Genomic DNA, 13137 nt, shown 5'->3' with positions numbered 1-13137 from the left:
CAACACGAGACACACATGGCACTACTGGAAATCGCAGGACTGGACGTGCGCTTTCGCACCACCAGCGGCCTGTTCCCGGCGGTCGAGAACGCCGACATCACCATCGACAAGGGTGAGGTGCTGGCGATCGTCGGCGAATCGGGGTCGGGCAAGTCGGTCTCGATGCTGGCGACCATGGGCCTGCTGCCCTGGACGGCCCAGGTGAGCGCCGAGAAGATGCTCTTCGACGGTCAGGAGCTGCGCGAGCTGAGTTCCCGCCAGCGTCGCCAGATCGTCGGTGGCGAGATGTCGATGATCTTTCAGGAGCCGATGAGCAGCCTCAACCCCTGCTTCACGGTCGGCACCCAGATCGACGAGATGCTCAAGCAGCATCGCGGCGGCACTCGCAAGGAGCGCAAGGAGCGCACCCTGGACCTGCTGGCCCAGGTGGGCATCCCCGACCCGCGCAAGCGCATCGATGCTTACCCGCACCAACTCTCCGGCGGCATGAGCCAGCGGGTGATGATCGCCATGGCGATCTCCTGCAATCCGCGCCTGCTGATCGCCGACGAGCCCACCACGGCGCTTGATGTGACCATTCAGGCGCAGATACTCGATCTGCTGTTGCAGCTGCAGCAGGAACATGACATGGCGCTGATCTTGATCACCCACGACATGGGGGTGGTCGCCGAGACGGCGCAGCAGGTGATCGTCCAATACGCCGGGCGTCAGGTCGAACGCCAGGAGGTCAAGGCACTGTTCGCTCATCCCCGCCATCCTTACACCGAGGCGCTGCTCTCGGCATTGCCGGAGCGTGCCGGCGACCAGGATCGCCTGCCGACGATCCCCGGGGTGGTACCAGGTCAGCACAATCGTCCCAGCGGCTGCCTGTTCAACCCGCGCTGTCGCTACGCCACCGATCATTGCCGCGAGGTGGAACCGCGCCCCGCGTCGGGGGACCCGGCGCGGACGCTTTGCCACTATCCTCTATAAGACCAACCTTTTATAAAAGCCTCCTATGAAAAGCCAAGAACTCCCAAAGGATACTGCGACAGGTGGTGATGCCGTCATCAGTGCCGTCAATCTGACGCGCCACTACCACGTCAAGACCCGGCCCTTCTCGCCGCCGGCGGTGGTCAAGGCACTCAACGAGGCCAGCTTCGACCTCTACCCCGGCCAGACCCTGGCGGTGGTGGGCGAGTCGGGCTGCGGCAAGTCGACCCTGGCCCGCGTGCTGACGATGATCGAGCCGCCGACCAGCGGGCAATTGACCATCAACGGCCGGCGAGTGGAGCTCAAGGAAGGCCAGCCACCCCCGCGCGACCTGCGCCGCGAGGTCCAGATCATCTTCCAGAACCCTTACGGTTCGCTGAATCCGCGCAAGACCGTGGCGACCATGCTCGAAGAGCCGCTCAAGCTCAATCGGCCCGAGCTGAGTGCCGATCAGCGGCGAGAGAGAGCCCTCGAGATGATCGACCGGGTCGGGCTGCGGCCGGAACACGCCGACCGTTACCCGCACATGTTCTCCGGCGGCCAGCGCCAGCGTATCGCCATCGCCCGGGCGCTGATGCTCAATCCCAAGATCCTGGTGCTCGACGAGCCGGTCTCGGCGCTGGATCTGTCGATCCAGGCCCAGGTGCTGAACCTGTTGAGCGATCTGCAGGACGAGTTCGGCCTCGCCTACGTGTTCATCTCTCACGACCTGTCGGTAGTACAGCGCATCGCCGACGATGTGATCGTCATGTATTTCGGCCAGCCGGTGGAGACCGGGCCTGCCTCGGAGGTGTTCACCCAGCCACGCCATCCCTACACCCAGGCGTTATTCTCGGCCACGCCGGTAGCCGACCCGAACCGGCGCAAGGAGCGGGTCAAGCTCAAGGGCGAGCCGCCCTCGCCGCTCGACCCGCCGCCCGGCTGCCCCTTTGCACCGCGCTGCTTCATGGCCACCGAAGAGTGCATTCAGGGCGACCCCCCGCTGGAGTCGGTCAACCCCCGGGTCAAGGTGGCGTGCATCCATGTTCCCAAGGAATTCGATTGAGACCTCGCGCCTCGCCAGCGGGCCTCGGATAAGTGGATGCCTGCTCTAAATCGTCGGCAAGGCTCACATCCCGCTGCGATGGTGGTATCTTACCCCTCGGGAAGGGATTTCCCGGATGGTACCCCACCGTAGGCATCATTCTGCCGGTGTGCGATGACATCCAAGGGAGCGCGGCAGCAAGATAAGGAGAGCAGCATGCACGATATCCGGCTCAAGCGAATCTACAGTGAAATCGATCCCGAGGATGGTGCAAGGGTGCTGGTGGATCGTCTATGGCCACGCGGCAAGCGTCGCGACACGCTCTCTCTTACCGACTGGTACCGCGACGCCTCGCCGTCCAATACGCTACGTCGCCAGTGGCAACAGGGCGAGATCAGTCATGCCGTGTTCATCCGTCGCTACCGCTGGGAGATGACCGATGCCGAGGGCTGCCTGGTGCCATTGATGCGCTGGTGCCGGCAGGGGCGGCTCACCCTGCTAAGCGGTGCACGCAATCTAGAGCAATCCCACCTGCCCGTGCTCCGCGACGCCATTCTCGAGGCCCTGGCCGAAGAGGACCGCCAGGCGGATGGCCCCGGGCTGAGTTCTTCTCCCTGCTACGCCGAGCAGTTTACCCAGCGCCACAAATAACCCTACACGCGACGAGGCACCATCCCCGATCGGGGATGGTGCCTCGTGATCATTGCGGTCTGGGCTCGGCTGGAAACGTCCGGCTTACTTGAGACGTTCAAACACCGTCGCCACTCCCTGGCCCATGCCGATGCACATGGTGGCCAGGCCGAGGGTGGTGTCCTGCTGCTGCATGACGTTGAGCAGCGTGGTGCAGATACGCGCCCCGGAACAGCCCAGCGGGTGACCCAGGGCAATGGCGCCGCCATTGAGATTGACCGCGTCGTCCATGCGCTCGCGCAGTTTCAGGTCCTTGAGCACCGCCAGCGACTGGGCGGCAAACGCCTCGTTCAGCTCGACGCTCTGAATGTCGTCGATGGTCAGGCCGGCGGCCTTGAGGGCCTTCTGGGAGGCCGGCACCGGTCCGTAGCCCATGATCGAGGGGTCGCAACCGGCCACGCCGGTGGAGACGACCCGGGCGATGGGCGTCAATCCGAGCGCCTGGGCACGCTCGTAGCTCATCACGGCCATGGCCGAGGCGCCCACCGACAATGCGGAAGAGGTGCCGGCCGTCACCGTGCCGCCCCGCGGGTCGAACACCGGCCTGAGCTTGGCCATGTCCTCGAGATTGGCATCGGGACGCACCACCTCGTCGCGAGTGAAAAGCTGGCGCAAGCCCTCGGCGTCGTGGCCCTCGACACCGATGATCTCGTTGTCGAAATAGCCCTTCTCGTTGGCGGCCAGGGCACGCTGGTGCGAACGCACGCCGAAGGCGTCCTGGTCCTCCCGGGAAATGCCATGCATCTTGCCCAGCAGCTCAGCGGTCAGCCCCATCATCATCGCCGCCTTGGCGACATGCTTGCTGGCGGCCGGATTGACATCGACCCCATGATCCATGGGGACATGCTCCATGTGCTCGACCCCGCCGATGACGTAGAAATCGCCCATGCCGGCCTTGATATTGGCACTCGCGATGTGCAGGGCACTCATCGACGAACCGCACAGACGATTGACGGTCTGTGCCGGCACCGTATGCGGAATACCCGTCATGACCGCCGCGTTTCGAGCGATGTTCATGGCCTGCTCCAGGGTCTGGTTGACACATCCCCAGATCACGTCATCGACTTCCTGCGGGTCGAGGCCGCTATTGCGCTCGAACAACGACTGCATCACGGCAGCGGAAAGATTCTCGGCACGCACATTGCGAAAGGCGCCCTGCTTGGCCTTGGCCATGGCGGTACGCACGGCATCGACCACCACGATATCTCTCGGGTTCAAACTCATTGTCACTCTCCTAATTGCGATTGCGTGGTGGTTCAGGCCTGGTGTTGGGTTGACCGAGTTTCGTCGCCGTAGAAGCTTTCGCCTCGACTGGCCATTTCGCGCAGCTTGTCCGTGGGCGCATACAGCGGGCCCAGCTCGGCGGACAGCTTGTCGGCGAGCTCGACGAAAGCCGCCACCCCAGTGGCATCGATATAGCGCAGTGCACCACCGCGGAACGGCGGGAAGCCGATGCCATAGATCAGCGCCATATCCGCCTCCGCGGGCGTGCCGACGATGCCGTCCTCCAGGCAGCGCACCGTTTCCAGACACAACGGCACCATCATCCGCGCGATGATCTCGTCGTCGCCGAATTCCTTCTGACCGGCCACGACCTGCTTGACCAGCGCATGGGCCTGGTCGTCGGAGACCTTCTTCGGCTTGCCCTTGCGATCCTCCTCGTAGCCGTAGAAGCCCTTGCCATTCTTCTGGCCCAGGCGGTCATTCTCGAACATCACCTGGATGGCCGTCTTGCCCTCGCGCGCCATGCGCTCAGGGAAACCTTCGGCCATTACCTCGTTGGCGTGCACCGCGGTATCCATGCCCACCACGTCGAGCAGATAGGCCGGGCCCATCGGCCAGCCGAACTTCTCCATGACCTTGTCGACGCGCTCGAAGTCGGCACCCTGCTCGACGAGCAGGCTGAAACCACCGAAATAGGGGAACAGCACCCGGTTGACCAGGAACCCCGGGCAGTCGTTGACGACGATCGGTGTCTTGCCCATCTTGCGGGCATAGGCCACGGTGGCCGCCACCGCCGCATCGCTGCTCTTCTCGCCACGGATCACCTCGACCAGCGGCATCTTGTGTACCGGATTGAAGAAGTGCATGCCGCAGAAGTTCTCGGGACGCTTCAGGTTCTGTGCCAGTCGCGTGATCGAGATGGTCGAGGTATTGGAGGTCAGAACGGTGTTCTCGCCGACCTGGGCCTCGACTTCGCCGAGTACCGAGCCCTTGATCTTGGGGTTCTCGACCACCGCCTCGACCACCAGGTCGACTTCGCCGAAGTCGCCGTAGGAGAGCGTCGGACGAATGTTGGAAAGCGCCTCGGCCATCTTCTCGGTGGTCAGCTTGCCCCGTTCGACCTGCTTCGAGAGCAGCTTGCGCGCCTCCTTCAGGCCCAGCTGAATCGCTTCCTCCTTGATGTCCTTCATCAGGATCGGCGTGCCCTTGTAGGCGCTCTGGTAGGCGATACCGCCGCCCATGATGCCGGCCCCCAGGACCGCCGTGCGCTCGACCGCAGCCGCCTGCTTCTCGTACTTGCTGCCTTTCTTCTTGACCAGTTGATCGTTGAGGAACAGGCCGACCAGGTTGAAGCAGACATCGGTCTTGGCCAGCTTGGCAAAGGCCTTGGCCTCGATGGCCTGGGCGCGCTCACGGCCTTCGCCGGCGCCCTTCTGGATCACCTTGATCGCCTCGACGGGCGCCGGATAATGCGGCCCCGCCTTGCCGGCCACGTATCCCTTGGCGGTCTCGAAGGTCATCATCTGTTCGATGGCGTTGAGCTTGAGGGGGCCACGCTTCTCGTCGCGACGCGCCTGATAGTTCAATTCCCCGGCGTTGGCCCGGTCAAGCATATCCAGCGCGGCTGCCTCGAGGCGCTCGGCCGGCACGACCGCATCCACGACCCCGTTCTTCAGGGCAGCATCGGCCTTGTTCTGGCTGCCGCCAGCGATCCACTCGATGGCGTTGTCGGCACCGGCGAGACGCGGCAGGCGAACGCAACCGCCCCACCCGGGCAGGATACCCAGCTTGGTTTCCGGCAAGCCGATCTGCGCCTTCTCCGCCATCACGCGAAAGTCGGTGGTCAGCGTCACTTCGCAGCCACCGCCCAGGGCAAGACCGTTGATCGCGGTAACGGTAGGGAATGGCAGGTCCTCGATAGCATTGAACAGGGCATGCACCTCCTGGTTCATGTTGACCAGGAACTCCTCGTCCTTGGCGAACATGCCATGGAACTCGGTGATATCGGCGCCGACGATGAACACGTCCTTGGCGCTGGTGATCAGCAGCCCTTTCAGCCCCTGCTCGGACTGGATGGCTTTTACCGCTTCCTGTAGCTCACGAATCACGGCGCCGGAAAGCTTGTTGATGGACTCGTCCTTCAGATCGAAGGTCAGTATGGCGATGCCTTCGCCATTGTTCGCCACGGACAGGGCGTTGCCTTGGTAGATCATCGAGGGGTCTCCACGAGGGTTGGGCAGCAAGGTATTTTCATACAACCGTTTGAATACTCGCCAGCTTGCGCTAGTCCAGCGTATCCGTCAAGCAGGATGCAACCAAGCCTGGCTCCCTCCCGGGAGGGATAACTGTTAGGATGTCGCCGCATGAAACCGTACGAATCAAGCATAGCCCTCTCATGACCTCCGACGCCTTCTCGCGCTTGAACGCGCTGCATCAGCGTGCCGAGCGCTGGGTACGACGGCTGCGCCCTTATACCTGGCTATGGCCTCCCTTGGCCTTCCTGGCGGGCGCGTTGAGTTTTTTCCTGGTCGATCGCCAGCAAACCCTGGGCGCCGTGCTGGCACTGGGCCTGCTGGTGGCCTGGGTACTCCTGCTCTCGGAAAACCTGATCGGTCGCCTGCTCTCCCGCCGCGGCTATTCGATTCTGCCTGGTGGCGTGACCGCCTTCATCGCCCAGATGATCCATCAGGAAACCCTCTTCTTTACCCTGCCCTTCATCCTCGCCACTACCGTCTGGTCGAGCGGGCAGGCCCTGTTCACCTTGCTGATGATCGGATGCGCACTACTCTCGATCCTCGATCCGCTCTATTTCCGACTGGCAGAGCGTCACCGCTGGCTCTATTTCGCCTTTCACGCCCAGTGCGTTTTCCTGGTGGTGCTCGTCACCCTGCCGATCATGCTGCAGCTGACCACCGGGGAGAGTTTCCTGCTGGCCGTGCTGGCTGCCGTGTTCTTCAGTCTGCCCAGCCTGGTTCATCTCTTGCGACCCAAGGGCATCCTGCGCTGGCTGGCCATGATCGGGCTGACCCTGGTGCTCGCCGTGGTCGCCTGGTCGGGCCGTGCCTGGGTGCCACCAGCAACCCTGTGGCTGACCGGCTCGGCGCTATCTCCCGGGTTCGATGCCGCGGCCCGGGAGCCGCGGGGCGAGATTGCGCTTACCGAGCAGGCACTCAAGGATAATGGCCTCTATGCCTATACCGCGATCCGAGCCCCTCGTGGCCTGCGCGAGAAGATCTATCACGAATGGCGTCGCGAGGGTGAACTCATCGACCGCATCCCGCTGATCATTCACGGTGGCCGGGACAAGGGGTATCGCGCCTGGACGCACAAGCAGCATTTCCCGGAGCAGTCGCAAGGCGACTGGCGCATCGACGTGATGACCAGTACCGGTCAGCGCATCGGCGTGGTGCGCTTTCGCGTCGGCGAAAAGCCGGGGGATGTCAAGCAAGCCGACGGCACCATCCGGGCACCGGGCGGTCTTCCAGGGCTGGATGTCAGCCGGCTCGTTCCCGGCCTCTGATAGCGTTTATTGACAAGGGTTGCATTGCCATGACGACGCTTGGACAATTTGCTGATTAGCCTGCGAAGCGACAACGACAATGCCTGAAAGCATCGGTTTCAAACTGTCTCGCGTGCCACGACTGTGGCGCGCCGTTCTCGACGAACGACTGGCACCTCTCGGCCTGACCCAGACCCGCTGGTTCACGCTCTATCACTTGTGGCAAATGGGCGACGGCCAGCCGCAATGCGATCTGGCCCGGGCCATCGGCGTCGAGGCACCCTCCTTGGTGCGCACCCTCGACCAGTTGACTGAACAAGGACTGATCGAGCGCCGTCCCTGTCACGACGATCGACGCACCAAGCGCATCTTCCTCACCGACGAGGCCACTCCACTGCTCGAACGCATCGAGGCCATCGTCACCGAGGCGCGTGGCGAGATGCTCAGTGGCATCACGGAGGATGAGCTCGCCCTTTTCGACGACCTGCTGACCCGCATAGAGAAGAATGGCTTGCGTGTACAGACCCGCGACTCGGCAACACCCGACATGACTAGGGTGGCGCGCTGAGGCTGTCACGCCCTTGCCCCGGGTCGCCGAGGGCGTCGCGAGCGGTGGCGAGTACCGCATGGGTAGCATCGAAGGCCGTCACGTCCTGGGACTCGCTCCACCATAGGGTCAGGTAGCCTCGCTCGGATTCCAGCACGAGCGCGTCTTCCGGAAGCTGTTCGAGTGCACTCTCCAGCGAGCGGCGAGCCTCCTCGAGAAGCGGTCTCAACGGCTCGATGCGCCAGCGCCACTCTCCGAATTCCTCGGAAAAGGGCCTCAGGGACTCGCCGGCATGGCTATTGCGCACCAGCACGAAGTAGGGCCCGGGCGAGTGCTGCGGGTAAGGCCAACTGTAGCTGAGCACTCCCGAAGTTGGCGCGTGCAGCGGCGGCTTGGCGAACTTGACGCCGACCCCCTTCTGGCGCGCGTACTGGCGAAGCTCTCCCAGGCGCCTGTCGCGCCGGGATGGCCGCAGCCACATCACCGGCGAGAGTATCGCCAGCATGGCGAACAACGTGACCAGCCAAAAGGCCATACAAGAATCCTAAAATGTTGATATGAGTCAGTTGTGTGTCCCGCCCCTACGGCATAAAGTGATGGCAATCAACCCGCCGCACAGGGAGACCCGCCATGAGCAATGAATATCGTCACGTACTGGTTGCAGTGGACTTGACCAAGGATTCCCACAAGGTGCTGGAGCGCGCCATCCCCATCGCCCGGCGCAACCACGCCAAGCTGTCCATCATCCATACCCTGGAACCACTGGGTTTCGCCTACGGTGGGGATATCCCCATGGACCTGACCAGCATCCAGGATCAGCTCGACGATCATGCCAAGCAGCGTCTGGCCGAGATCGCCGACCCCTGCGACGTTCCCCGCGAGGATCAGCATGTCGTCGTGGGAATGCCCGATACCGAAATCCACCGCTTCGCCAAGGAGTACGATGTCGACCTGATCGTCGTCGGCTCCCATGGCCGTCATGGCTTCGCTCTCCTGCTCGGCTCCACCTCCACCGGGGTGCTGCACGGCGCGCAGTGCGATGTGCTGGCGGTGCGAGTCGGCAAGGATGGCGAGACCGACGAGTGACCTGGTCGTCGCTCGTCCCTTGTTCCCTGGCCGTCAGATCACTGACGGCCTTTCTTGCGCGCCTCGCTAGGCATTGCCGTTGGCCAGCGCCTCCAGTTCCATCCAGCGCTCCATTGCCGTGTCAAGCTCAAGCTGCTTGGCTGCCATGGCTTCCAGCACGCGGGTCACTTCGGCCGATTCCCGCTGGTAGAAACCGGGATCGCTGACCTGCGCTTCGAAGGCGGCGATGTCGGCCTCCAGAGACTCGATGGTCGCCGGCAGGCCATCCAACTCGCGCTGTATCTTGTAGGAAAGCTTGTTGCTCTTTTTCTTCGCGGGTTCCGTCGCCGCCTGGGACAGGCCGGAAGAAGCCCCGTCGCCCGCGCCCCCCTTGGCCTTCTTCGACACCACGTTGGCATCGAAGTCCCAGGGTGCCGGGGGCAGCTTGCCGCCCTGGCGCACCCAGTCGCTGTAACCGCCGACGTATTCTCGAACCCTGCCCTCGCCTTCGAAGGCCAAGACCTCGGTGACGACGTTGTCCATGAACTGACGGTCGTGGGAAACCAGCAGCAGCGTGCCGTCGAAATCGAGCAGCAACTCCTCCAGCAGTTCCAGGGTCTCGACATCCAGGTCGTTGGTCGGCTCGTCGAGCACCAGCACATTGGCCGGCTGGGTGAACAGCTTGGCCAGCAGCAGACGATTCGACTCTCCACCGGAGAGCGCCTTGACCGGCTGACGCGCGCGCTCGGGGGTGAAGAGAAAATCCTGCAGGTAGCTGATGACGTGCTTGTCCTTGCCCGCAACGCTGACCCGATCGCTGCCCTGGGCAACGTTGTCGTAGACGCTCTTCTCGGGCTCGAGACCGGCGCGCAGCTGATCGAAATACGCCACCCTCATGTTGGTGCCCAAGCGCACCTTGCCTTCGCTCGGTGCCAGTTCGCCCAGCAGTATCTTGAGTAGTGTCGTCTTGCCGGCGCCATTGCGCCCGATCAGGCCGACGCGATCACCCCGCTGGATTTCCAGATCGAGATCGCGGATCACCCAGTCGTCGCCGAAGCGCTGGCTCACGCCACTCAACTCCACCACCCGCTTGCCGCTGCGCTCCCCGGAGTCGACGCTGATCGTCGCACGCCCCTGACGTTCGCGGCGCCGGGAGCGCTCGGAACGCATCTTCTGCAATGCCCGCACACGCCCTTCGTTGCGGGTTCGCCTTGCCTTGATCCCCTGACGTATCCAGGCCTCTTCCTGGGCCAGCTTCTTGTCGAACTCGGCATTCTCCCGTGCCTCGATATCGAGTTCGTGGGCCTTTTGTTCCTGATATCTGGCGTAGTCGCCCGGATAGCGCCCCAGCTTGCCGCGATCGAGCTCGAGAATCCCGGTGGCCAGGCGCGAGAGGAACGCACGGTCGTGGGTGATGAACAGCACCGCGCCCGAGAAGGCGATCAGCTGCTCCTCCAGCCAGGTGATGGTATCCAGATCCAGATGGTTGGTAGGCTCATCGAGCAGCAGCAGGTCGGGTTCCGAGACCAGCGCCCGAGCCAGTGCCACCCGTCGGCGCCAACCCCCGGAGAGATCGCTCATGGCCCCGTCCGCGGGCAGGCCAAGCTTGGTCAATACGGTGTCGATGCGTTGATGGAACGACCAGCCGTCGATGGCCTCGAGACGCGTCTGCAATTGCGACAGACGCGCCATGTCGGGGTCCCGGGACTGGATCAGGTGATGGTATTCGGCCAGCAGCGTTCCGGCCTGAGGCAGTCCTTGCGCCACCACATCGAAGATGGTCATGCCGCTGGCCGCCGGCAGGTCCTGCTCCAGCACCCCGATACGCAATCCCGGAGCACGCCAGATCATGCCATCGTCCGGTTGATTGTCGCCGGCGATCAACCCGAGCAAGGTGGACTTTCCGGTGCCGTTACGCCCTACCAGCGCCAGCCGCTCCCCTCTTTCCACTACCAGGTCGGCGCCATCAAGCAGCACCTGCGGACCGTAGGCCAATTGCAATTGTTCCAGGCGCAGCAACGTCACGAAGAACCCTCTCCAGAATGTGAACGTCTAGTGTAACGCGAGACCCGCTGCAAAGTCGCCGTCAGCCTTGCTGCCCACGCCCCATCCGTGCAAGCTCTGGTTGCAAGGATATCGTTCACGTGCCAAGGAGGCGGTCATGGCGTTCTGGAATCGCGACAAGGGCAGGCAGCGTCAGGAGACTTCGGATTGGAGTTCCTCGGGCTTCGACCCTCAGGAGGAATTTCAGCAGCGCGTGCGACGCCGCTGGGTACTCTTCTTCTGGATCTCGCTGGCCATCCTGGCACTGTTCTACGTCCTCGACATCCAGCGCCAGCCCGAGCGTAGCAATCTCACCTATGGCCAGTTCCTGCAGGCCGTGGACAGCGGCCATGTCGAAGCGGTCACGCTGCGCGGCCAGCGGATAGAAGGCCGGCTCAGCCAGGCGGGTCGCGAAGCCCTCGAGGCGGCGACTTCCGAGACCTTCGAGACCGTGCGCCCGACGCTGGCAGGCGAGCCTCTTTTGCAACGACTCGAGGCTCAGGGCATCACTATCACCGCCGAGCCTACCGAGGCGCCCTGGTGGCAGCGAATACTCGTCGGTGCGCTGCCGTGGATTCTCATCCTCGGGCTGCTGCTCTGGTTCTGGGGGCGCATGCAGCAGCGCATGATGTCCGGTGGAGGCCCCTTCGGACTCGGCCAATCGAAGGCCAAGAAGATTCAGCGCGAGGACACCGATGCGCGTCTGGTTGATGTCGCCGGCTCGGAAAACGCCAAGCAGGAAATCACCGAGGTGATAGATTTTCTCAAGCAACCGTCACGCTTTCATGCGCTGGGGGCGAAGATTCCCCACGGCATCCTGATGATGGGACCGCCAGGCACCGGCAAGACCCTGATGGCGCGGGCCGTGGCAGGCGAAGCCAACGTGCCGTTCTTCAGCATCAGCGGCTCCGAGTTCATCGAGATGTTCGTCGGCGTGGGGGCCTCGCGGGTTCGCGACTTGTTCAAGCAAGCCCGGGAGCAGGCGCCCGCGGTGATCTTCATCGACGAGCTCGATTCCATCGGGCGATCACGGGGAGCCGGCATGGGTGGTGGTCACGACGAGCGTGAACAGACCCTCAACCAGATTCTTTCCCAGATGGATGGCTTCGAGGCCGAGGAGTCCGTGGTGGTGCTGGCCGCCACCAATCGCCCCGACGTGCTCGACCCGGCGCTGCTTCGGCCGGGCCGCTTCGACCGCAAGATCACCTTCGATCTCCCCCACCGCAAGGCCCGCCAGGCCATTCTCGAGGTGCACACCAAGAACATGCCGCTGGCCGAGGATGTGAACCTGGGCCATCTGGCGGAAATCACCATCGGCTTTTCTGGTGCGGATCTCGCCAACCTGGCCAACGAGGCGGCACTGTATGCCGGACGACGCGAACAGCAGGAGGTGGACTGGGCCTGCTTCACCGATGCCCGGGACCGCTTGATGCTGGGCGAAGCGCGAGAAGCCGTGCTCGCGGAGAGCGAGCGGCATATCATCGCCTATCATGAATCCGGACACGCCCTGCTGGCCTACCTTCTGCCCCATGCGGATCCGCTGGAGAAGGTCACGGTCATTCCTCGAGGTCGAGCCCTGGGCGCCACCGCCCAGACCCCGGACGAGGAACGCTACAATTTCAACGAAGCCTATCTGCGCGATCGCATCGCGGTGATGTTCGGAGGCAGGCTGGCAGAATCCCTGGTGTTCGGCCAGGTCAGCAGTGGCGCCGAAGACGATCTCAAGCAGGCCACGCAGCTGGCCAGGCGCATGGTGGCGCATTGGGGAATGAACGAGCGTATCGGGCCCGCTTCCTTCCCCCAGAGCGAGCAGCAGGTCTTTCTGGCCAAGGAGATCAGCCAGGGGCGTGAGCACAGCGAGGCCACGGCAGCCATCATCGACGAGGAGATACGCAAGTTGCTGGGTAACATCGAGGCCCAGGCCCGAGACCTGCTCGAAACCCATCGCCGGCATCTGGACGACCTGGCCTCCGCCCTGGAAAAGCAGGAAACCCTGGAGGCCGCCGAGATTCATCGTATCCTCGACAACGTCGACCGCTAGGCTATCGCGCGACGTTTCGACAGCCTAAGGAG

The 13137-nt window shown here is 63.4% G+C and carries 11 protein-coding genes; 7 read left to right on the top strand and 4 right to left on the bottom strand.

Annotated elements, in window-relative coordinates:
• The first annotated feature begins 15 nt into the window (after nt 1-15).
• The 3 genes from BUA41_RS06285 to BUA41_RS06275 all read left to right on the top strand — a co-directional run bounded on the left by BUA41_RS06285 (nt 16) and on the right by BUA41_RS06275 (nt 2647).
• Nucleotides 16-972: an ABC transporter ATP-binding protein gene (locus tag BUA41_RS06285; RefSeq protein WP_072820899.1), complete on the top strand. Its 957-nt coding sequence runs from the start codon at nt 16-18 to the stop codon at nt 970-972.
• 25 nt (nt 973-997) lie between these two features.
• Nucleotides 998-2017 carry a dipeptide ABC transporter ATP-binding protein gene (locus tag BUA41_RS06280; RefSeq protein WP_072820898.1) on the top strand — a complete coding sequence of 340 codons (1020 nt, stop codon included), beginning with the start codon at nt 998-1000 and terminating at the stop codon, nt 2015-2017.
• A gap of 195 nt (nt 2018-2212) precedes the next feature.
• On the top strand, nt 2213-2647 hold the full coding sequence (locus BUA41_RS06275) for a DUF488 domain-containing protein (protein ID WP_072820896.1): 435 nt from the start codon (nt 2213-2215) through the stop codon (nt 2645-2647).
• Nucleotides 2648-2731: 84 nt separating this feature from the next.
• On the opposite strand, the gene fadA is transcribed toward BUA41_RS06275, so the two are convergent.
• Both fadA and fadB read right to left on the bottom strand, forming a co-directional pair.
• Nucleotides 2732-3910 (bottom strand): acetyl-CoA C-acyltransferase FadA, encoded by a 1179-nt coding sequence (gene fadA / locus BUA41_RS06270; protein WP_072820894.1) that lies wholly within the window; start codon nt 3908-3910, stop codon nt 2732-2734.
• Between the two features lie 32 nt (nt 3911-3942).
• Nucleotides 3943-6123, bottom strand: a complete 2181-nt coding sequence (fadB, locus tag BUA41_RS06265; RefSeq protein ID WP_072820892.1) for a fatty acid oxidation complex subunit alpha FadB — start codon at nt 6121-6123, stop codon at nt 3943-3945.
• Nucleotides 6124-6305: 182 nt separating this feature from the next.
• Here fadB and BUA41_RS06260 point away from each other — a divergent pair, with 182 nt between their 5' ends.
• On the top strand, nt 6306-7430 hold the full coding sequence (locus tag BUA41_RS06260) for a DUF5924 family protein (RefSeq protein WP_072820890.1): 1125 nt from the start codon (nt 6306-6308) through the stop codon (nt 7428-7430).
• Between the two features lie 79 nt (nt 7431-7509).
• Nucleotides 7510-7977 carry a transcriptional regulator SlyA gene (gene slyA, locus BUA41_RS06255; RefSeq protein WP_072820888.1) on the top strand — a complete coding sequence of 156 codons (468 nt, stop codon included), beginning with the start codon at nt 7510-7512 and terminating at the stop codon, nt 7975-7977.
• On the opposite strand, the gene BUA41_RS06250 is transcribed toward slyA, so the two are convergent.
• The gene (locus BUA41_RS06250; protein WP_072820885.1) at nt 7961-8491 is read right to left on the bottom strand and encodes a preprotein translocase subunit YajC; all 531 of its coding nucleotides are present in this window, start codon (nt 8489-8491) and stop codon (nt 7961-7963) included. The genes slyA and BUA41_RS06250 overlap by 17 nt on opposite strands.
• 95 nt (nt 8492-8586) lie before the next feature.
• Here BUA41_RS06250 and BUA41_RS06245 point away from each other — a divergent pair, with 95 nt between their 5' ends.
• Nucleotides 8587-9042, top strand: a complete 456-nt coding sequence (locus tag BUA41_RS06245) for a universal stress protein (protein ID WP_072820883.1) — start codon at nt 8587-8589, stop codon at nt 9040-9042.
• Nucleotides 9043-9108: 66 nt separating this feature from the next.
• Here BUA41_RS06245 and BUA41_RS06240 read toward each other — a convergent pair whose 3' ends face one another.
• Complete coding sequence (locus BUA41_RS06240; protein WP_072820881.1) at nt 9109-11046, bottom strand: ATP-binding cassette domain-containing protein; 1938 nt, start codon at nt 11044-11046, stop codon at nt 9109-9111.
• 136 nt (nt 11047-11182) lie between these two features.
• Between BUA41_RS06240 and ftsH the strand changes: the two genes are divergently transcribed.
• Nucleotides 11183-13105 (top strand): ATP-dependent zinc metalloprotease FtsH, encoded by a 1923-nt coding sequence (ftsH, locus tag BUA41_RS06235; RefSeq protein ID WP_084671225.1) that lies wholly within the window; start codon nt 11183-11185, stop codon nt 13103-13105.
• The last annotated feature ends 32 nt before the right edge of the window (nt 13106-13137 follow it).

The organism is Modicisalibacter ilicicola DSM 19980 (assembly GCF_900128925.1).
In the GTDB taxonomy this organism is placed as follows: Bacteria; Pseudomonadota; Gammaproteobacteria; order Pseudomonadales; family Halomonadaceae; genus Modicisalibacter; species Modicisalibacter ilicicola.
Note: the sequence above shows the minus strand (reverse complement) of the source record. Positions and strands in the feature narration are given on the sequence as shown.

Coding starts and splice junctions, on each gene's coding strand:
- BUA41_RS06275 (WP_072820896.1), top strand. CDS start 2,213: ATGCACGATATCCGGCTCAAGCGAATCTACAGTGAAATCGATCCCGAG.
- BUA41_RS06260 (WP_072820890.1), top strand. CDS start 6,306: ATGACCTCCGACGCCTTCTCGCGCTTGAACGCGCTGCATCAGCGTGCC.
- slyA (WP_072820888.1), top strand. CDS start 7,510: ATGCCTGAAAGCATCGGTTTCAAACTGTCTCGCGTGCCACGACTGTGG.
- fadA (WP_072820894.1), bottom strand. CDS start 3,910: ATGAGTTTGAACCCGAGAGATATCGTGGTGGTCGATGCCGTGCGTACC.
- BUA41_RS06285 (WP_072820899.1), top strand. CDS start 16: ATGGCACTACTGGAAATCGCAGGACTGGACGTGCGCTTTCGCACCACC.
- ftsH (WP_084671225.1), top strand. CDS start 11,183: ATGGCGTTCTGGAATCGCGACAAGGGCAGGCAGCGTCAGGAGACTTCG.
- BUA41_RS06280 (WP_072820898.1), top strand. CDS start 998: ATGAAAAGCCAAGAACTCCCAAAGGATACTGCGACAGGTGGTGATGCC.
- fadB (WP_072820892.1), bottom strand. CDS start 6,123: ATGATCTACCAAGGCAACGCCCTGTCCGTGGCGAACAATGGCGAAGGC.
- BUA41_RS06250 (WP_072820885.1), bottom strand. CDS start 8,491: ATGGCCTTTTGGCTGGTCACGTTGTTCGCCATGCTGGCGATACTCTCG.
- BUA41_RS06245 (WP_072820883.1), top strand. CDS start 8,587: ATGAGCAATGAATATCGTCACGTACTGGTTGCAGTGGACTTGACCAAG.